The 18,526-nt window shown below is 71.4% G+C and carries 21 protein-coding genes and 1 tRNA gene; 12 read left to right on the forward strand and 10 right to left on the reverse strand.

Going from position 1 to position 18,526, the window contains the following annotated elements:
• Positions 1 to 234 precede the first annotated feature (234 nt).
• Positions 235 to 1,440: an MFS transporter gene (locus tag RYJ27_RS09940; protein WP_330170155.1), complete on the forward strand. Its 1,206-nt coding sequence runs from the start codon at positions 235 to 237 to the stop codon at positions 1,438 to 1,440.
• 21 nt (positions 1,441 to 1,461) lie between these two features.
• Here RYJ27_RS09940 and RYJ27_RS09945 read toward each other — a convergent pair whose 3' ends face one another.
• Both RYJ27_RS09945 and RYJ27_RS09950 read right to left on the reverse strand, forming a co-directional pair.
• Positions 1,462 to 1,866 (reverse strand): pilus assembly protein CpaE, encoded by a 405-nt coding sequence (locus RYJ27_RS09945; protein ID WP_330170156.1) that lies wholly within the window; start codon positions 1,864 to 1,866, stop codon positions 1,462 to 1,464.
• 62 nt (positions 1,867 to 1,928) lie between these two features.
• Positions 1,929 to 2,684 carry an SDR family NAD(P)-dependent oxidoreductase gene (locus RYJ27_RS09950; RefSeq protein ID WP_330170157.1) on the reverse strand — a complete coding sequence of 252 codons (756 nt, stop codon included), beginning with the start codon at positions 2,682 to 2,684 and terminating at the stop codon, positions 1,929 to 1,931.
• A 98-nt stretch (positions 2,685 to 2,782) separates the two neighbouring features.
• On the opposite strand from RYJ27_RS09950, the gene RYJ27_RS09955 reads away from it, so the two are divergent.
• From RYJ27_RS09955 to RYJ27_RS09965, 3 genes are read left to right on the forward strand one after another with little or no spacing between them, the layout of a single operon-like run.
• On the forward strand, positions 2,783 to 3,412 hold the full coding sequence (locus tag RYJ27_RS09955; RefSeq protein ID WP_330170158.1) for a TetR/AcrR family transcriptional regulator: 630 nt from the start codon (positions 2,783 to 2,785) through the stop codon (positions 3,410 to 3,412).
• A gap of 9 nt (positions 3,413 to 3,421) precedes the next feature.
• Positions 3,422 to 4,180, forward strand: coding sequence for an alpha/beta fold hydrolase (locus RYJ27_RS09960; RefSeq protein WP_330170159.1), 759 nt, complete (start codon positions 3,422 to 3,424; stop codon positions 4,178 to 4,180).
• Positions 4,177 to 5,367 carry an acyl-CoA dehydrogenase family protein gene (locus tag RYJ27_RS09965; RefSeq protein ID WP_330170160.1) on the forward strand — a complete coding sequence of 397 codons (1,191 nt, stop codon included), beginning with the start codon at positions 4,177 to 4,179 and terminating at the stop codon, positions 5,365 to 5,367. Before RYJ27_RS09960 ends, RYJ27_RS09965 begins: the two co-directional genes overlap by 4 nt.
• Before the next feature lie 30 nt (positions 5,368 to 5,397).
• Here RYJ27_RS09965 and RYJ27_RS09970 read toward each other — a convergent pair whose 3' ends face one another.
• On the reverse strand, positions 5,398 to 5,670 hold the full coding sequence (locus RYJ27_RS09970; protein WP_330170161.1) for a metal-sensitive transcriptional regulator: 273 nt from the start codon (positions 5,668 to 5,670) through the stop codon (positions 5,398 to 5,400).
• An 82-nt stretch (positions 5,671 to 5,752) separates the two neighbouring features.
• Between RYJ27_RS09970 and RYJ27_RS09975 the strand changes: the two genes are divergently transcribed.
• The 3 genes from RYJ27_RS09975 to RYJ27_RS09985 are packed head-to-tail and all read left to right on the forward strand — an operon-like array spanning position 5,753 to position 7,920.
• Positions 5,753 to 7,036, forward strand: a complete 1,284-nt coding sequence (locus RYJ27_RS09975; protein WP_330170162.1) for a DUF445 domain-containing protein — start codon at positions 5,753 to 5,755, stop codon at positions 7,034 to 7,036.
• Positions 7,037 to 7,068: 32 nt separating this feature from the next.
• Positions 7,069 to 7,422 (forward strand): gamma-glutamylcyclotransferase family protein, encoded by a 354-nt coding sequence (locus tag RYJ27_RS09980; protein WP_330170163.1) that lies wholly within the window; start codon positions 7,069 to 7,071, stop codon positions 7,420 to 7,422.
• Between the two features lie 9 nt (positions 7,423 to 7,431).
• Positions 7,432 to 7,920: a SixA phosphatase family protein gene (locus RYJ27_RS09985; RefSeq protein ID WP_330170164.1), complete on the forward strand. Its 489-nt coding sequence runs from the start codon at positions 7,432 to 7,434 to the stop codon at positions 7,918 to 7,920.
• Positions 7,921 to 7,932: 12 nt separating this feature from the next.
• On the opposite strand, the gene RYJ27_RS09990 is transcribed toward RYJ27_RS09985, so the two are convergent.
• On the reverse strand, positions 7,933 to 8,409 hold the full coding sequence (locus RYJ27_RS09990) for a YbaK/EbsC family protein (protein WP_330170165.1): 477 nt from the start codon (positions 8,407 to 8,409) through the stop codon (positions 7,933 to 7,935).
• 381 nt (positions 8,410 to 8,790) lie between these two features.
• On the opposite strand from RYJ27_RS09990, the gene RYJ27_RS09995 reads away from it, so the two are divergent.
• Positions 8,791 to 9,972 carry an IS481 family transposase gene (locus RYJ27_RS09995; RefSeq protein ID WP_330170166.1) on the forward strand — a complete coding sequence of 394 codons (1,182 nt, stop codon included), beginning with the start codon at positions 8,791 to 8,793 and terminating at the stop codon, positions 9,970 to 9,972.
• 51 nt (positions 9,973 to 10,023) lie between these two features.
• Here the strand turns inward: RYJ27_RS09995 and RYJ27_RS10000 are convergent.
• Positions 10,024 to 10,099 (reverse strand) — tRNA-Ala (locus tag RYJ27_RS10000).
• A 184-nt stretch (positions 10,100 to 10,283) separates the two neighbouring features.
• On the opposite strand from RYJ27_RS10000, the gene RYJ27_RS10005 reads away from it, so the two are divergent.
• Positions 10,284 to 10,460, forward strand: coding sequence for a CsbD family protein (locus RYJ27_RS10005; RefSeq protein ID WP_330170167.1), 177 nt, complete (start codon positions 10,284 to 10,286; stop codon positions 10,458 to 10,460).
• 69 nt (positions 10,461 to 10,529) lie between these two features.
• Here RYJ27_RS10005 and RYJ27_RS10010 read toward each other — a convergent pair whose 3' ends face one another.
• The 3 genes from RYJ27_RS10010 to galU all read right to left on the reverse strand — a co-directional run bounded on the left by RYJ27_RS10010 (position 10,530) and on the right by galU (position 13,052).
• On the reverse strand, positions 10,530 to 11,408 hold the full coding sequence (locus RYJ27_RS10010; RefSeq protein WP_330170168.1) for a hypothetical protein: 879 nt from the start codon (positions 11,406 to 11,408) through the stop codon (positions 10,530 to 10,532).
• Positions 11,409 to 11,492: 84 nt separating this feature from the next.
• Complete coding sequence (locus RYJ27_RS10015) at positions 11,493 to 12,134, reverse strand: GNAT family N-acetyltransferase (RefSeq protein ID WP_330170169.1); 642 nt, start codon at positions 12,132 to 12,134, stop codon at positions 11,493 to 11,495.
• 30 nt (positions 12,135 to 12,164) lie between these two features.
• Positions 12,165 to 13,052, reverse strand: coding sequence for a UTP--glucose-1-phosphate uridylyltransferase GalU (gene galU / locus RYJ27_RS10020; protein ID WP_330170170.1), 888 nt, complete (start codon positions 13,050 to 13,052; stop codon positions 12,165 to 12,167).
• Positions 13,053 to 13,135: 83 nt separating this feature from the next.
• On the opposite strand from galU, the gene RYJ27_RS10025 reads away from it, so the two are divergent.
• The 3 genes from RYJ27_RS10025 to mscL are packed head-to-tail and all read left to right on the forward strand — an operon-like array spanning position 13,136 to position 14,548.
• Positions 13,136 to 13,741 (forward strand): 5-formyltetrahydrofolate cyclo-ligase, encoded by a 606-nt coding sequence (locus RYJ27_RS10025; RefSeq protein WP_422732894.1) that lies wholly within the window; start codon positions 13,136 to 13,138, stop codon positions 13,739 to 13,741.
• A 13-nt stretch (positions 13,742 to 13,754) separates the two neighbouring features.
• Positions 13,755 to 14,084: an FmdB family zinc ribbon protein gene (locus tag RYJ27_RS10030; RefSeq protein WP_330170172.1), complete on the forward strand. Its 330-nt coding sequence runs from the start codon at positions 13,755 to 13,757 to the stop codon at positions 14,082 to 14,084.
• A 38-nt stretch (positions 14,085 to 14,122) separates the two neighbouring features.
• Entirely contained in the window at positions 14,123 to 14,548 is a 426-nt protein-coding gene (mscL, locus tag RYJ27_RS10035; protein WP_330170173.1) for a large conductance mechanosensitive channel protein MscL, read from the forward strand.
• A gap of 35 nt (positions 14,549 to 14,583) precedes the next feature.
• Here the strand turns inward: mscL and RYJ27_RS10040 are convergent, their stop codons facing one another.
• Together RYJ27_RS10040 and RYJ27_RS10045 are read right to left on the reverse strand one after the other, a co-directional pair.
• Positions 14,584 to 14,796 carry a hypothetical protein gene (locus RYJ27_RS10040; protein WP_330170174.1) on the reverse strand — a complete coding sequence of 71 codons (213 nt, stop codon included), beginning with the start codon at positions 14,794 to 14,796 and terminating at the stop codon, positions 14,584 to 14,586.
• Positions 14,783 to 18,502 (reverse strand): DEAD/DEAH box helicase, encoded by a 3,720-nt coding sequence (locus RYJ27_RS10045; RefSeq protein ID WP_422732831.1) that lies wholly within the window; start codon positions 18,500 to 18,502, stop codon positions 14,783 to 14,785. The genes RYJ27_RS10040 and RYJ27_RS10045 overlap by 14 nt, the downstream gene beginning before the upstream one ends.
• Positions 18,503 to 18,526: the final 24 nt, after the last annotated feature.

Consider the following 18,526-nt stretch of genomic DNA (forward strand, 5'->3'; position numbering starts at 1 on the left):
CGTTTCATCCACAATCACCACCCCGATCCCGCGGCCCCATCGGCCCGGAAAATCGCGGCGCGAGGATGCCGCGGCAGTTTCTGTCCACAGCCGCGAACCTATTCGGGGCATCCGACATCGATCTGCCTGTGGAAAGCCGTCCCCGGCGTGTCGCGCCCTTGCCCCACGACCCGCGCTACGCGCGCCGTCGACCTCTCTCGCACACCGCTCGGGGGCGGCTTACGATGGATGTTCGTGGGCGCCTACCGTGATCTGCTGCGCACGCCGGGCGTCGGCCGCATCATCGCCGCACAGCTGACGGCGCGCTTCCCCAATGGGATGATGTCGCTGGGCCTCCTGCTGCACGTCGAGCACATCACGGGCTCCTACGGCGCCGCGGGGCTGGTGCTCGCTGCGACCTCGGTCGGCCAGGCGGTCGCGGGACCGGTCACGAGCCGCTGGATGGGCGTGTGGGGCATGCGGCGCGTGCTCACCCTCACGATGCTCGTGTGCGCCCTCGCGATCACGGCGATCGCGCTCATCGCGATGCCCGTCCCGGCGTACATGGCGTTCGGCCTGCTCGCGGGGCTCGCCACTCCTCCGGTCCAGTCGGCCGTGCGCACGATCTACCCGAAAATGGTCAACTCCCGGCAGCTGACGCCGCTGTTCTCCCTCGATGCGTCGCTGCAGGAGCTCATCTGGGTCTTCGCCCCCGTCGTCATCACGTTCGTCGCCCTCCAGGCGGGCACGACCCCCGCGCTCATCCTCGTCGTCGCGATCCTCCTCGGCGGCTGCACGTGGTTCATCGCGTCTCCCGAGCTCGGTCGCGTGCGCATCCCGCGCAGCCGCCGGTCGATCGGCAAGGTGCTCGCGAAGCCGCCCGTCCTGCTCGGCACGGTCATCGGATTCCTCCTCATCGGCGCGTGCGCGGCCGTCGAGGCGGGCGTCGTGGCGAGCTTCGGCCACGGCGGTTTCGAGGCGGGGATCATCCTCGCCCTCTTCGCCGTCGGCAGCCTCGCGGGCGGGCTCTCGTTCGGGCACCTCCCGATCGGCCCGTGGGCCATGGCGCGTCGCATGGCGATCGTCACGATCGGGCTCGTGCTCACCACGGTCTCCCTCAACGCGTTCTGGCTCGGCGGCACCCTCGTCATCGCGGGCATCGGCATCGCGCCTGCCCTCGCGGTGATCTTCGCGATCACGAGCGCCAGCGTGAAGTTCAGCGACACCGCCGAGGCGTACGGCTGGATCGGCACGGGCCAGCTCATCGGCGCCGCCGCCGGGTCGGCCATCGCCGGCTTCCTCATCGACGGGATGGGCCCCGGCGGTGCGTACTGGGCCGCCGCCGCGTTCGCCGCGGCCGGCGTGCTCGTCTCCGTCGTGTGGGCGCGCTCGTTCCCCGACCTGCGGGGGCGCGATGCCAGCCCCCTCCCCGACACGGAGCCTGTGCCGACCATCACCTGAGCCCGCGAGCCCGCGACCCGCTCAGCGGATGCGCATCAGCATCGCCCGCACCGCCATCGCGTAGGCGTCGGCGGGCTCGGGATGCTCGTACACCCGGCGTTCCCCCGCGATCTCGATCTCGACCTCGTGGGTGTCGGGAAGGCGGCGCAGGGCACGGAACGCGCCGCGGAGCATCTCCCGCAGCTGGTCCTCGCGGGGCAGCCACAGCGCCTCCTCGAGCGCTACGGAATCCAGCGCCCACTCGGTCGTGCCGTTGAAGGCGAGGATCGTGCCCGTCGGGTAGGCCCGCGGCTCGATCGTCATCTCGCTGACGGTGAAGACGTCGGCCTCGAACTCGGGCTCGTCGAGCTGGAAGCGGTCGCCCGAGGCGGGTCGCCACACGAGCCCGGCGTCCCGCAGCGTCCGCGCCATGTCGCTCGAGATCATTCCGTCATTCTCTCGCGGGGGCGAGAGGGAGGGGCCGCCGCGCGACCCCTCCTCCGCGTCGGTCAGCGTGCGGCGTATCCGCCGTCGACCAGGTGATAGCTGCCGGAGACGAAGGACGCGGCGTCCGAGGCGAGGAACGCCACGAGAGCGGCGACCTCTTCAGGGGATCCGAGGCGCCCCAGCGCGTGCTGAGCCGCAAGGCCCGCCTGCGCGTCGGCATCGAGGTTGGCATCCACCAGCGGGGTGTGGATGAAGCCGGGACCCACCGCGTTCACGCGCACCTTGCGGTCGCCGTACTCGAGCGCGGCGTTCTTCGTCATGCCCACGACGCCGTGCTTGGCGGTGACGTACGCCGACGACATGGGGATGCCGACCGATCCGAGAACCGAGGCCATGTTGATGATCGAGCCGCCGCCCGACGCCGCGAGCGCGGGGAGCTGTGCGCGCATGCCGTAGAAGACGGCGTTGAGGTTGACCTCGATGACCTTCTGCCAGCTGTCGAGGGGGTAGTCCCCCATCTCCGCAGCCGCCCCGCCGATGCCTGCGTTGTTGACGGCGATCCCGAGCGGACCCAGCTCAGCGGCGCGCTGCACCATGGCGTCGGCCGTGTCGGGGTCGGACACGTCGCCGGCGAAGGCGGCCGCCCGGCCGCCCGCGGCGGTGATCTCGTCGACGACCCGCTGCGCATCCTCCTCGCGCAGGTCGGCCACGAGCACCGCCGCGCCGTTCGCCGCGAGCATCAGCGCGACCGCGCGACCGATCCCGGATGCCGCGCCGGTGACGATCGCGGAACGCTCTGCCACGTCGTAGGTTGCCATGTCCACTCCTATCCGCACGCCCGCTCAGCGCGCCGTTCGTCGAATTATCCGACAAATGTCGGATAATTCTGAGTCTACGCCCGTTGAAGAGGAGAGTCATGGCCGCCCCCCGCCGCGCCCACGCGCGCCTGTACTCCGCCGTGCTGACACTCGCGGCGGCCCGCCCCGTCGAGGAGATCTCGGCGACGGAGATCGCCCACACGGCGGGCGTGCACCGCTCGACCTTCTACGAGCACGCCGCCTCCCCGGTGGAGCTGCTTCGTGTCGCGCTGCGCATCCAGCTCGATCGGATCCGCGAGGAGCACCTCATCGGAGGCCCCGACCCGATCGCGAGCACCACCCGGGCCGTGCTCGCGCACATCGAAGAGCATTCGGCGATCTACGAACGCGCCCTCCTCGGCAGCGGCGGCGGCGACCTGCGCAGCATGCTCTCCGGCCACTTCCACGACAGCGTCGTGCAACTCGAGCGCTCGGGAGCCGTGCGAGCGCCGTTCGACGCGCCGGGGTCACCCGCCCGGTTCCTCGAGGAGAGCACGGCGCGATTCATCGCGAACGGATCGATCGGCATCCTGGAGGCGTGGCTGCAGGAGCCGGCGCCACGCGACCCCGAGCACTTCCTCGCGGCGCTGCGCGGTCTGGCGACGCCGCTTCGGGATACGTCGCCCGCCCGCGGGCCCGGGGCCGCGGATGCCGCACCGGCCGACCCCGGCGCCCCATCCGCTTCGTAGGCTTGCGGAATGACTTCGCCGCTCACGCTCCCCCGCCTCTCGTGGGGTCACCCCGCCGCCGCCCGCCGCGCGCTCCTCGTGCACGGGCTCGGCTCCTCCGGCGCCCTGATGTGGCGCGTCGGCACGGCGCTCGCCGACGCGGGCTGGCACGCCACCGCCGTCGACCTGCGCGGCCACGGCAGCGCACCGCGGGCGCTCGACTACACCGTCGCCGCGTACGCCTCCGACCTCGTCGCGACCGCGCCCGAGGGCGGCGGCGCGTGGGACGTCGTCATCGGGCATTCGCTCGGCGGCGCGGCATCCGTCGTCGCGAGCGCCGCGCATCCCCTGTGGGCCGCGCGCCTCGTGCTCATCGATCCCGGCATCGTCGTCGCGGGGCGCGACAGCGAGATCGTGCGCAACAGCCAGCAGCGCGCGTTCGCCGACACCTCCGAGGACGCCGTGCGGGCGGAGCACCCCGACTGGCACCCGCACGACATCGAGCTGAAGGCGCTGGCGGCGCAGCAGGCCAGCCGCTGGGCGGTGGAGCAGACGAGCGCGCAGAACATGCCGTGGGATGTCTCGGCCGCAGCGCGCCAGGTGGCCGTCCCCACCCACGTGCTCGGCGCCGACCCCGCCGTCTACAGCCTGTTCACCGGCGAGGTCGCCGAAGGAATCCTGGCGTCCAATCCGCGGTTCACCCATGCGATCGTTCCCGGCGCGGGCCACTCGCCCCACCGGGACGAGCCCGACGAGACGATGCGCATGCTTCTGGAGATCCTCGCGTGACCGACCACACCACGACGCCCCCGTTCGACGCCGCCGATCATCTGCCCGACGAGCTGATCGAGCGCATCCGCGCCCGCGCGGCCCGCCACGACGCCGAGAACACGTTCCCGCACGACGACCTCGACGACCTGCGGTCGGCGGGATATCTGGGGATCCTCGTGCCGCAGGACCGCGGCGGAGCCGGGCTGGGTGTCGCCGAGGCGGCGATCCTGCAGCAGCGGCTCGCCGGGGCATCCCCCGCCACGGCGCTCGCGGTGAACATGCACCTCGTGTGGACGGGAGTCGCCAAGGTGTTGCGCGACCGCGGCATCGACGACCTCGCCTTCGTGCAGGAGGGCGCCGCGGCGGGCGAGGTGTTCGCCTTCGGCATCAGCGAGGCCGGCAACGACCTCGTGCTGTTCGGCAGCGACACGGATGCCGCGCCCCTCCCCGACGGCGGATATGCCTTCACCGGCACGAAGATCTTCACCTCCCTCTCGCCGGCGTGGACGCACCTGGGCCTGCACGGCCTCGACACGTCGTCGCCCGACGGGCCGCGGCTCGTCTACGCCTTCGTTCCGCGATCGGCCGAGTCGGAGGGCACGATCGAGGTGCGCGACGACTGGGACACCCTGGGGATGCGCGCGACGCAGAGCCGCACGACGGTGCTCTCCGGCGCCGTCGCGCCCGCCGACCGCGTCGTGCGGTTCGTGCCGCCGGGGCCGAACCCCGACCCCCTCGTGTTCGGCATCTTCAGCGTCTTCGAGGTGCTGCTGGCGTCGGTGTACACCGGCATCGCGCGCCGTGCGCTCGACGTCGCCGTCGCGACCGCCGGCGCACGCACGTCGAAGAAGACCGGGAAGACCTACGCGCAGGACCCCGACATCCGGTGGCACATCGCCGACATGGCGCTCGCGTACGACGCCCTGCCGCCGCAGATCGCCTCTCTCGCCGCCGACGTCGACGCGCTCGCCGACCACGGCGCGCGCTGGTTCTCGCTGCTGGCGGGGCTCAAGCACCGCGCCACCGCGACCGCGAAGCGCGTGGTGGATGACGCGATGCTCGTCGCGGGCGGATCCTCGTACTTCACCCGCTCCGAGCTCTCGCGTCTCTACCGCGACGTGCTCGCCGGGGCGTTCCACCCCTCCGACCCGGAGTCGGCGCACGCGACCCTCGCCTCCGCGTGGCTCGGTCCGATCGAGTCCTGACAGCCGCGCCCCGCGACCGGCAGCGCGCGCTCAGCGCCCGTCGAAGTCGAAGGCCTTCAGCAGTTCCGCGACGGCCTGCTCGCGCTCGTCGCCGCCCTGCTCGAACATCTCGCTGACGTGGGTACGCAAGTGGTTCTCCAGCAGCAGGCGGTTGAGGGATTCGAGGGCCCGCTCGATCGCGCGCGACTGCGCGATGATGTCCATGCAGTAGTCCTCGTTCTCGATCATCTTGGTCAGGCCGCGCAGCTGGCCCTCCAGGATGCTCGTGCGGTGAAGGGCTCGGCGGCGGATGTCCTCGATCACGCCGCAAGGCTACCCTCCGGCCGACGCGGTCGGCGGTCCGGACGACGGCCCGGGCGCCGCACCCCCGTGCGAGGATGACCGGGTGACGCCGACCCCCACCCACCTCCTCAGCCCCGCAGACCGCGAGCGCCGCCGCGCGCTGCGCGTCATGAAGGGCGTGGCGCTCGGCGCGCTGCTGGGGATGGCCGTCGTCTTCGTGATCGCCTTCACCCTCCAGGAGGACGTTCCGTGGCTCGGCTACGTGCGGGCCGCCGCGGAGGGCGGGATGGTCGGCGCGCTGGCCGACTGGTTCGCGGTGACGGCGCTGTTCCGGCATCCCCTCGGCCTGCCCATCCCCCACACCGCGATCATCCCGCGACGCAAGGACGAGATCGGGCGCACGCTCGGGGAGTTCGTCGAGACCAACTTCCTCTCGGCCGACATCGTGCGGGGCAAGCTGGAGCAGATCGGCGTCTCCGATCGCGTCGGGGCCTGGCTGTCGCGGCCCGAGCACGCCGAGCGCGTCGCCTCGGAGGGGGCGACGCTCGCGGCGAGCGTGCTGCGAGCGCTGAGCGACGACGACGTGCAGTCGCTCGTCGCCGACCTGGCGCGTGAGCACCTCGTCGAGCCGGAGTGGGCCCCCGCCGCCGGCTCCTGGCTCGAGCGCATCGTCGAGGCGCGCGCGCACCACGGCGCGGTCGACCTCGCGGCCGACAGCATCGCGACCTGGCTGGACACCAACCGCGACGCCTTCACGGGGCTCGTCTCGCGCCGGCTGCCGTCGTGGGTCCCGAGCGTCGCGCTGCGTCTGGTCGACGACACCGCCTACAGCGAGGCCGTGAAGTTCGTCGCCGCGGTGCGCGCCGACCGGCGGCATCCGGCCCGCCTGGCCATCGACGGCTACCTCGACCGCCTCGCCGCGAACCTGCAGGGCGACCCCGACACGATCGCGCGCTTCGAGAGCGCGAAGGCCTCGGTGTTCGACAGCCCGCGACTGCGCCGGATCGCCGCGGATGCCTGGAACACCGCCAAGGGCGGGCTGCTCCGCTCCCTGGATGATCCCGGCAGCGGCCTGCGGGTACGGGCCCAGCAGATCCTCGTGGAGCTCGGTGAGCGCCTGCAGACCGACGAGGGGCTGCGGGTGCGGGTGGATGTCTGGGTGAGCGATGCCGCGTCGTTCGTCGTGGAGCGCTACCGCCACGACATCGCCTCGATCATCACCGACACGATCGAGCGCTGGGACCCCGCCGAGACGACGGAGAAGATCGAGCTGATGGTCGGCCGCGACCTGCAGTACATCCGCCTCAACGGCACGATCGTGGGCGCCCTCGCGGGGCTGGCGATCTATACGATCGCGCACCTCGTGCTCGGGGGGCCCGGGGCATAGCCCCGCCGCGGCGCGGACACTAGCCTGGGTGCGTGGCCGAAGCATCCACCGATGTCGCGCTCTTCATCTACGGGACCCTCACGCTGCCCGTCGTGCAGCTCGAGACGTTCGGCCGGCTGCTCGGCGGCGACGACGACGCGCTCTCGGGCTACACCGTCGACTATCTCGACCGCGACGACCCCCACGCGGCCGACCTCACGGGCCACGGCGTGCACGCCGTCGTGCGCCACACCGGCAATCCGCTCGATAAGGTCATGGGCATCGTGACGATCGTCACGGAGGACGAGCTCGACGCCGCCGACGAGTACGAGATCGGCGCGTACCGGCGCACGCTCGTGCGGCTGGACTCCGGCGCGAACGCGTGGACGTACGCGCCGCGCTCGTAGGGTGGGCGCATGAAGACGCTGGCCCTCGTACGGCACGCCAAGTCCAGCTGGGACCACCCCGGCCTCGACGACCACGACCGCACGCTGAACGAGCGGGGGCTCCGCGACGCGCCCGTCATGGCCGCGCGGCTGGCGGCGAGCGGGCTACGCCCCGGAGCGCTGCTCTCGAGCACCGCCGTTCGCGCGCGCACCACCGCCGCCGTCTTCGGAGAGGCGCTCGGTATCCAGCCCGATCTCGACGAGCGGCTCTACGGCGCGGCGCCGGGCACCCTGCTGCGCGTCGTCGCCGAGCGGGCGGATGACGCGGTCCTCGTCGTCGCGCACAACCCGGGTCTGACGGCGCTCGCGCAGCACTTCTCCGGCTTCCCTGCGGGCGCGGACGCGATCTCCCACATGCCCACGTGCGCCGTCGCGGTGTTCACGTTCGACGTGCCGACCTGGGACGACGTGGCAGGCGCCGTCCCGGCATCCTGGAGCTTCGACGCCCCTCGCGACTGACACCCGGTGCGGTCAGTCGACCTTCGCGACGGTGCCCTCCGTAAGGCTCACGAGCTGGTCGAACGTGAGCGGGAACACGGTGTGGGGGGTGCCGCCGGCCGCCCAGATCTGCGGATACGCGGCGAGGTCCTCGTCGACGATCGTCGTGAGGCGGTCCGGGTGGCCCGTCGGGGCGACGCCGCCGATGGCCTGACCCGTCGCCTCGCGCACCTGATCGACACTGGCGCGGGTGATCGACCCTCGACCGATCCGCTCCGCGAGGGCCGCGGTGTCGACGCGGTGCGCACCGCTGGTCATCACCAGCAGCGGCTCTCCGTCGCTCATGAACACCAGGCTGTTGGCGATGGCACCGACCTCCACGCCCAGCGCCGCCGCGGCGAGCACGGCGGTTGACGCGGCATCCGGCAGGACGACGATCCTCCCGGGAATGCCCGCTTCGGCGAGGCGGTCGGCGACGATTCGGCTGCGGGTAGGAAGGGGCGCGCTCACCCCGCCAGCCTAGGGCGCGCGGCTGCTCGGTCGCGGAGGCGTCCGTTGGCTTCGCGGCGTCCGGCCCTCTCCTCGGCCGAGGGCGATCGCCTTCGCCAACTCCGGCCCTCTGCTCGGCCGAGGGCGATTGCCGACGCGAGGGGCGGATGCCGCGATCCGGCCCTCTGCCGGGCAGATCCCCTCTCCCCGGCAGAGGAGCAGGAGGAACGCACGGGGATGCAGCACTCGGGGATGCGCGGGTTCGCGCACGCGCAACCGGCAGCCGCAAGGGCGCAGAACGGGACGAACCCGGATAACGGTGGACCTGAGGGTGTCTGAGTTCACGACATAGGCGACAGGTGATCGGCGACACGTGAGTCGCGTCATAGGCGACACTCGTGCATGTCGTCGAAGCATCGGGTCGTGGTGTTGAAGATCGTCGCCGGGGAGCTGTCGGTCACGGCAGCAGCGGCCGAGTACGGGATGTCTCGGCAGTACTTACACAAGCTCCTCGCCCGTTACCGCGACGAGGGTCTGGACGGGCTGAAGCCCCGATCCCGTGCCCCGTTGACCAGCCCGCAGGCGGTCACCGACCGGGTCCGTGACCGGATCGTGCAGCTGCGGGCCGCGCTGACCGCGGCCGGAACCGACGCTGGCCCGGTCACGATCGCCTGGCACCTGACCCAGGAAGGGCTACAGGCCCCGTCGACCTCCACCATCCGCCGCATCCTGCACACTGCCGGGCTGATCGCCCCCGAACCCCGCAAACGCCCCCGCTCCTCCTACATCCGGTTCGAAGCAGACAGGCCCAACGAGACCTGGCAATCCGACTTCACCCACTGGCGCCTGGCCGAGGGCACCGACGTCGAGATCCTGAACTGGCTCGACGACCACTCCCGCAAACTGCTCTCCTGCACCGTCCACCACCCCGTCACCGGCAAAACCGTCGTGGACACCTTCCTACACTGCGTCGACGAGTTCGGACCGCCCGCATCGACCCTCACCGACAACGGACGCGTCTACACCGCCCGCCACGGAGGGGGACGCAACGAGTTCGAATACGTCCTCGCCGCGCTGAACATCCGACAGAAGAACGGCACCCCGAACCACCCGCAAACCCAAGGGAAGATCGAACGCTTCCACCAGACCCTCAAACGCTGGCTCACCGCCCGACCCCGCGCGGCAACCATCACGGAGCTCCAGACCCAGCTCGACCAGTTCCGGGACTACTACAACACCACCCGACCCCACCGCGCCCACGCAACCACACCCGACCTCGCCTACGCCGCCACCCCGAAAGCCACCCCCGCCGGCCACAGCGACCGCACCCACTACCGGATCCGACACGACCACGTCGACAGCAACGGGAAAATCAGCTTCCGCCGCGCGGCCCGCATGCACCACCTCGGCATCGGCGCCAACCACCGCGGGAAACGCTGCATCCTCATCGCCGACGAACACACCGTCACCGTCATCCACCTCGACACCGGCGAAATCATCGCGACCAACACCATCGACCCCGCCCGGACCTACTGGCGAAACAACGAGAGAGAGCCCGGCCGATGGCCGGACTCTCTCTCGTAAATGTCGCCTATGACGCGACTCAGATGTCTCCTATGTCGCGACTCATCACATTGGTGGACCTGAGGGGATTCGAACCCCTGACCTCTTCATTGCGAACGAAGCGCGCTACCAACTGCGCCACAGGCCCGTGAACCTCCGTTAGGTTATCACGGCATCGGAGGCCTCTTCGTCACACGGGGCCCCTCGCCCCGCACCCTTCTAGGCCGCGGCTCGGCCGTGCCCGTATCACCCGACCCGGGCGAACACAACCCGTTCCCGATTGCGGATCGGCGCGCGCAGGATGGGGGGACGCAAGACGAGAGGAGCCGCATATGGCCATCGGAGATAAGGCAAAGCACGCCGCCGAAGACGTCACCGGCAAGGCGAAGGAAGCGTTCGGCAAGGCGACCGACAACGAGAGGCTCGAGGCGGAGGGCAAGGCCGATCAGGCCAAGGCCGACGCCAAGAAGGCCGGCGACAACGTCAAGGACGCCTTCGACCACAACTGAGTCGAGCTCCGACATCGTCGGCTGCGGCCCATCCCCTCGGGGGTGGGCCGCTTTCGCGTGCCCGAGAGCTCAGCCCGCGGCCCGGCGCTGCAGCAGCTGCCGGACGTGGGCTTCGATCTCGGCGTCGTCGACCGTTCCCATCGCGGAGTAGGGCGAGACGATCGGCTGCGTGGCGCGCGCCGCGGCGAGCGACACGGGATCGGGCTGGAGACGCGCGGCCTGGGCCCGCAGGGCTTCCTCGCGCGCGGCGCGGCGCAGGGCCTCGTGCGCGGCCGCGGCATCCAGTTCGGCGGCCGCCCGGGAGCCCGCCGAGGAGACGAGCGGCTGAGGGAGCGAGCGGGGCGTCCATTCACGGGAGACCTGCTCCGGCAGCGCGACGTCCTGCACCTGGGGCTGCTCACGCTCACCGAGCATCACCGGCGCGGCGCCGGCTTCACGCATGCGTGCGCGCGTCGCCACCGCCGCCATCCGCTGGAGCACGGCGACGGCCATCACGGCGAGCCCCGCACCCGACCACAGCAGCACCTGGCCGCCGGTCTGCACGGTCTGCCATACGCCCAGCCCGATGACGGCGAGCGCGGCGAAGAGCAGCGCGGTGGCGACGAGGCGCGCACGTCGCCGGGCACGGGCGCGGCGGGCCTGAGGAGCGTGGCGCGCGGCCTCGAGCTCGAGTCGCAGCTGCTCGAGCTCTGCGGCCTGCTTCTCGGACTGCAGGCGCTTGGCGAGCTTCTGCTGCTGCGCGGCGGTGCGGGCGGTCAGCTCCAGGCGAACCTCTTCGGGTGTCTCGCTGGTCTCGGCGAGCACCCGGAGGGCCTGGTTGAGCCGCACGGCGTTGCGCTCGGCGGCGTAGTACCGATGCCGGTTCTGCCATGTGGGCATGAGATACACCAGCCACAGCGCAGCGGCGACCAGCACGATCACGCCACCGCCGAGAACCTGCCCACCCATGGCGCCTACGGTATGCGAGCCGGGGCGATACCGACCGCATCCGCCCGCGTGTCGGGTCATGATCGCATGAACGCGGATGCCGCGTCACACTCCCGGCGCGCTGGGCTCCCGATCGGCCGGGGGCACGGTCGCGGCGTCTCGCGGTGCCTGCCCGCGCACCCACCGATCGAGCACGCCGTGCGGCACCTCCTCGCGGGTGATCGCGAACGCGTAGTGGTCGCGCCAGTCGCCGTCGATGTGGATGTATCGGCGCCGAAGACCCTCGTAGCGGAAGCCGAGTTTCTCCACGACCCGCAGGCTCGCCTGGTTCTCCGGACGGATGCAGATCTCCATCCGGTGCAGCCGCAGGTCGGTGAAGCAGAGGTCGGTGGCCATCGCTACCGAGGTGGGCGTGATGGACTTGCCCGCGAAGCGCTCGCTGACCCAGTAGCCGATCGTCGCGCTCGAGAGCGACCCGCGCGCGATCCCCCACACGTTCAGCTGGCCGGCGACGAGCCCGTCGTACTCCATCACGAGCGGCACGCCGAGACCGTCACGGTACTGCTGCAGCAGACGGCGGATGCCGAGGCGCATATCGAACGAGACCGGCCCGTCGGGGCTCGTGGCCTCCCAGCGCTGCAGCCACGTGCGGTTGGACAGCAGCTCCTGCTGCAGCACCCGCGCGTCCTTCGCGCGGACGAGCCGGATCGACACGGGTCCGTGCGCGCGGGGCAGCTCGATCTCCATGCGCGCTCCCTCGACCCGTGCGGCGGGGCGTTACAGGCCCGCCGCGAACTCCTTGAACCAGGGACGCAGCTCGGGGCCCAGATCCTCGCGATCCGAGGCCAGCTGCACGATGGCCTTGATGTAATCAACCCTATCGCCGGTGTCGTAGCGACGACCGCGGAACACGACGCCGAACACGCCGGGGCCCTCGGCATCCGCCGCCTGCTCCTCGAGCGCGTCGGTGAGCTGGATCTCGCCGCCCTTGCCGGGCTCGGTGTGCTCCAGCACGTCGAAGATCGCGGGGCTCAGCACGTAGCGGCCGATGATGGCGAGGTTGGAGGGGGCGTCCTCCTTCGCGGGCTTCTCGACGAGGCCGGTGACCCGCACGACGTCGGGGTCGTCGGTGGCCTCGACGGCGGCCGCGCCGTAGAGGTGGATCTGCTCGGGATCTACCTCCATGAGGGCGACGATCGACGCGCCGCGCTTGGTCTGCTCCTCGAGCATCTTCCCCAGGAGCGGGTCGCGATCGTCGATCAGGTCGTCGCCGAGCAGCACGGCGAACGGCATGTCGCCGACGTGCGCCTTCGCGCGCAGCACCGCGTGCCCGAGGCCCTTGGGCTCCCCCTGACGCACGAAGTGGATGTCGGCCATATCGGAGGAGGCCATGACCTTCTCGAGCTTGGAGGTGTCGCCCTTGGCACGCAGCTTGTCCTCGAGCTCCGGGACGGAGTCGAAGTGGTTCGAGAGGTTGTTCTTGTTGCGGCCGATGATGATGAGCACGTCCTCGATGCCGGCCTGGACGGCCTCTTCCACGACGTACTGGATGGCCGGCTTGTCGACCACCGGAAGCATCTCCTTCGGCATCGCCTTGGTGGCGGGGAGGAAGCGTGTGCCGAGACCGGCTGCAGGGATGACGGCTTTGAACTTCGCTTCAGGCATGCGGATATCGTATCGGTCGCACGCGCACCGATATGCCGCGCATCCCGCTCTCGCCGCCGGGGTCCCCCCTCACCCCGCCTATGATGGTGCGCGTGTCGCACGACATCGACAACACCAAGCGGGCGCTTCGCGCCGACCTCCGCGAGCGACGCCAGACGCTCTCGCAGGCCCAGCTCGAACAGGCCGGGCAGGGCGTGAAGGCGCAGCTCGACGCGCTCGTCGAGCGCCTCGGCGCCCGATCGGTCTCATGCTTCCTGGCAACGTCCACCGAGCCCGACACGCGGCCGTTCGTCGAGGGCGCCGTCGCCCGCGGCATCCGCGTGCTGCTGCCCGTGACGCGCGCCGACGGACTGCTGGACTGGGCCGTCGCGGAGAAGGACGGCGGCATCACCGAGGGGATGTTCGGCCTCCCCGAGCCCACGGGCGAGCTGCTCGGCCCGATCGCCGTCAACGACGTCGACCTCATGATCATCCCCGCCGCCGCCGTCGACGAGTCGGGCATGCGGCTCGGATGGGGCCGCGGATACTTCGACAAGACGATCGGCTCGATGGAGCGCTGCCCTCCCGTCTACGCCGTCATCTTCGACACCGAACTTCTCCCCGACGTACCGCGCGAGGTGCACGACCAGCCGGTCACCGGCATCGTCACTCCCACCCGAACCCTCACCTTTGCGGCGAACGACCGCTGATCCAGGAGCCGACATGCCCACCTACGCCTATGCCTGCAAGAGCTGCGCCCACCGCTTCGACGCGGTGCAGTCCTTCGCCGAGCCCGCCCTGACCGAGTGCCCACAGTGCGGCGGGGAACTGCGCAAGCAGTACGGCTCGATCGGCGTCACCTTCAACGGCAGCGGCTTCTACCGCACCGACTCGCGCTCGGGCTCGTCCTCCGGCGGGTCGTCCACGACCTCCTCGTCAGGTTCGTCCAGCGGTTCGTCCTCTTCCTCGAAGGACTCCGGCGGCGGCTCGGGGGCTTCTTCGGGGGCATCGTCGTCCGGAGCGAAGGCCGCGCCTGCTCCCGCGGGATCCTGACTGCCGCACCGCCGAACGAAAGGAACGAGGAACCGAGCATGATCAAGGGCTTCAAGGAGTTCATCCTCCGCGGGAACGTCATCGACCTGGCCGTCGCCGTCGTCATCGGCGCCGCCTTCACCGCCGTGGTCAACGCGATCGTCGCGAGCATCATCAATCCGCTCGTGGCGATCTTCTATCAGCCGAACGAGTCGGGCGAGTTCGGCCCGACCATCACGGGCATCTACGGGCAGGACGTCACCTTCCCGCTGGGCTCGCTCATCAGCGCCGTCATCAGCTTCTTCGCCGTCGCGATCGTCGTGTACTTCGTGTTCGTCTACCCGATGAACCGCATCAAGGCGCGCGCCGCCGCCCGCGCGGGCCTCACCGAGGCCGCCGAGGAGCCGAAACTGCCCACCGAGCAGGAGATCCTCGTGCAGATCCGCGACCTGCTCGAGAAGCAGCAGACCACGAACCCGCGCTGAACCGCGCGCCCCGCTGGCCGGAACGCCTACGCCGCTCACCAGTGCGGCGGGACGTCCCGTCGCATCCGGTCGTCGTTCGGACCGCGCTCCGTGGGCTCGGCGGCGGGCTCCGCCGTCGCGTCGCCCTTGACGGGCTCGACCGTCGTGCCGGGGGCCGGGGTCAGCTTCGCGCGGCGCGCACCGGGAACCCGCACGATCCGCTGACGCGGAGCGCCGGATGCCTCGGCATCCGCATCATTCGATGACATCGATCGGCTGGGTCGAGGTGTCCACGGCGGGCGCGTCGGGCTGGACCCCGAGGATCGCCGCGATGCGCGAGGCCACCGCCGCCGGATCGGTGTACAGGTCGAAGGAGTGCACCCGCACGTAGTGCCAGCCGAGCCGCCGCAGCAGCTGCGGCCGCAGGCGCAGGGCCTCCCGGAGGGACTCGTCGTGCGTCTCGGGATCGCTTTCGACGACGACCGCCTTGCCGCCGTGCTGCGCCACGAGGGGCAGCAGCCCGCGGTAGTTCACGTCCACCGTCACCCCGAGGCGGCGCAGCTCGCCCGCCAGCCGCCGTGTCAGCGGATCGGCGAGGTCTTCGAGGCGCGGCTCCCGGCGCCCCGCGGCGACGCCGCCGAGAATCGACATGAGGGTCGCGGCGCCGTGCTCCAGCCGCCCCTCGTCGAAGGCCGAGGGGCGGATCGACGAGACGATCACCATGGAGCGGCGGGCGCGTGTCATGCCCACCGTGAGCAGCCGCTCGCCGTCGGGGGTCGACAGGTCGCCGAAGTCGCTCAGCACCCGACCGTGACGGGTGAGGCCGAAGCCGAGCGAGAAGATCACGCGGTCGCGGCTCTCCGCGACCGACTGCTCGAGGGTGAGCACGGCGAAGGGCTCGGCCGTGTCGCGCGTGACGAACGCCGAGACATCCGAGCGGCCCGCGAAGGCCGTGTTGACGGCGGCGCGCACTCGCTCGGCGTGACGCACGCTCGCCGTGACGACCATGAGCGATTCCCCCGGCCGGTTCACGGCGTGCTCCAGCACGAGCGTCACGACGCGCGCGACCTCGGTGTCGGGGCTCTCCACGGCGCCGGTGATCGGATCGGGGGCACCGAAGCCGCCCTCGACGTAGTCGACGGTGAGGCTGCCGCGGCCGAGATACGACCCCGCCCACGGCGCCGAGACGATCTCGCCGCCGTAGAAGGCGTCGTTGACGAGCTCGGCGAGGTCTTCGCCGCCCGCGCGATAGCTGCGGGTGAGGGTGTAGACGGGGAGCATCTCGGCGAGGCGCTCGAAGACCGAGACCTCGTCGAAGGCCACCTCGGGCTCCTCCTGGGGCACGACGCCCGCGGCGAGCGCGAACGGCGAGGGCTTCTGCGTCACGGGATCGCCCAGCACGATCACCTGGCGCGCGCGGCGGATGGCGGGCGCCGCCTCGGCGAGGTTGATGGCCCCGGCATCCGCGATGATCACGGTGTCGAAACCGGGCGACTCGGGCAGCTGCGGGACGTCGTAGGGCGAGGCGAGCCAGACGGGCGCGAGCACGCGGCCGAGGTTCGGGGCGACCTGCGCAAGACCCGCCGCCGTGGGCGTGCCCCGCGTGAGCAGCACCTTCAGGGCGTCGGCCTCGTCGGGGTGGTCGACCAGGCCGATCTTCCACTCGCGCGCGAGCTGCCAGGCCAGGAGCGGGCCGGATGCCGCGGCGTGCGCCTCGTCGACGAGTCGGAAGTCCCTCTCGAGGCGATCGACGACGCCCGTGTTCGCGCCGAGCAGCGCCTTGTCCCCCCGGAGCATGTGCTCGAGCGTGGACTGCCACCAGGCGTACTCCAGCTCGGCCCCCACCCGGTCGGCGGGCACGTGGCGCACCGAGAGCTCGGAGAGCAGCTGCCCGAGCCCCAGGCGTGAGAGCTCGGCCCGGAGGGCGGTGCGCTCGATGAGGTTGTCGAGCACCTCGGACTCGGCGGCAAGCCCGCCGAGGATGCGCACGAGCCGGTCCACGGGCAGCGCGGCGAGGCGCTGATCGAGGTCGCGCCCGAGCGGGGTGTCGAGCTCGGCGAGCTCCGCGGAGACGCGCTGCCAGGCCACGTGCACGTCGGCGAGGCCCAGCGGCACCTCGGGCGCGACCCCCGCGTCGACGTAGCGCTGCCACTGCGTGCGCTGACGGTGGATGCGCACCAGCGCGTCGTGCATGTCGACGACGTGAACGCCGGGGCGCACGTACTCCTTCGCCAGGCGGCGCAGCCGGCGACGCTCCCCGCCGCGCATGTCGGCGGCGTCGCGCCGCGGCCCGACGGCCTTGATGAGCTCGGCGAGCGGACGCTCGTAGACGGAGGGGCTGAAGCGGTCGAGCGAATCGCGGATGTCGATGAGCAGACGCAGGTAGTCGCCGAGCTCGTCGATCGAGGCGAAAGGTCGCATGCGCGTCTGCGCGATGAGCTCGTACCCGCGCTCGAGGAGTCGGGGCACCTCGGTGGCGTGCAGGCGCTGCGCGAGCCTGTGCGCGGCCTCGGCCTCCTCGGTGGAGGAGAAGGTGACGCCGTACCAGGGCGAGTCGCCGGGTCCGAACCGGAACTCGCCGAGCGACGCGGCGAGCCGGAGCTTGTCGGCGGCGTCGGAGCGGTCGCCGGCGAGGCGGGTGAGCGTGTCGTAGTCGAAGCGGGCGGCCGTGTTGGCGGCCCCCTCGCCCCACTGCAGCTGCGCGAGCGCACGCACGGTCTCCAGCGGGCTGACCCCGAGGCCGGGAACCTTCGCGGTGAGCGAGCGGCGGTATGCGATCAGCAGCGCCCGCAGGCGCACCAGCGCATCGTCGACTTCCGTGAGCTGCGGCGCCCTCGCCTTCTCGTTGCGCGCGATCGCGCGCACGAGGTCGCGTCCGGCCGATGCGGGCGAACACGCCAGGCCCGGCAGCGAGATCTGCTGCAGGCGGTGCCGCACCCCCTCGATCGTCGAGCGGCGGGCGCTGACCACGAGCACGCGCTTGTGGGCCTGCACGAGAGCGCCGACGGCGTTGATGACCGTCTGCGTGCCGCCCGTGCCGGGCAGGGTCGCCACCGCGATCGAGCGGCCGGCCGTGATCTGGGCGAGCACGTGCTCCTGCTCGCCGTCGGCGTCGAGCAGGAGCGTGTCGGATGCCGGGGACCGCTCGTCCGATCCGGTGGATCGCGCCTCGCCGGGCTGGTGCGCGAGCGACTCCTTCGCCGCCGCGTGCCCCGCGAGCGCGTCGAGAACGACGCTCGGGAGGGTGACGCCGTCGCGGCTCATCGCGCGGGCGACGTCGGCGAAGGTCGACACCACCAGGCGCGGCTGCACCGTGAACGTGTCGATGTGGGCGGTCATCGCGCGGAGGCGGTCGATGACCCGCTGGGGCTTGAACACGCCGTGCTCGTGCGCAAGCTCGGCGAGCGAGGGCCCGTCGAGGGTGAGGCCGAAGTGCTCCCGCGCCACCGAGGCGAGCTCGGGGTTGATGTGGAAGCCGCCGTGGAGCTTCAGCTCGAAGTCGGATCCGTGTCGGCGGATCGCGAGCGGCCGCAGCAGCACGGGCGAGGTGTAGACGACGCCGCCCAGGCGCCACGAGGCGAGCCCGACGGCCAGATGCACGGCGTCGATCGAGCGCACGGTGCGCAGCTCGACGTTCTTGGCGGTGATCGCCTCGGCGGCCAGCCGCGCGGTGCGCAGCGCCACCTCGTCTCGGAACAGGCCCGACAGCAGCGTCGACTGTCCCGTGATGAACTGCGGCAGGCTGCCCGGATGGGCGTTGGTGATGTCGATGCCGGTGTCGGCGGCGACAGTGAAGCGCAGCAGCGGGGATGCCCCGCCGAGCTCCTTCGCTTCGGCGCGCAGCCGCGCGCGCTCGTCGTCCGCGACGTTCACGACCTGCACTCCGGGCTCTCCCAACGACAGCTCATGCGGGGTCACCGAGGACGCGGGACCGTTACCTTCCGCACCCACGGCGCTGCCATCTGCTCGCCACACACGGTCACCCTAAGCGGCTCACGG

The sequence above is a fragment of the Microbacterium limosum genome (genome assembly GCF_036324365.1).
GTDB classification, from domain to species: domain Bacteria; phylum Actinomycetota; class Actinomycetes; order Actinomycetales; family Microbacteriaceae; genus Microbacterium; species Microbacterium limosum.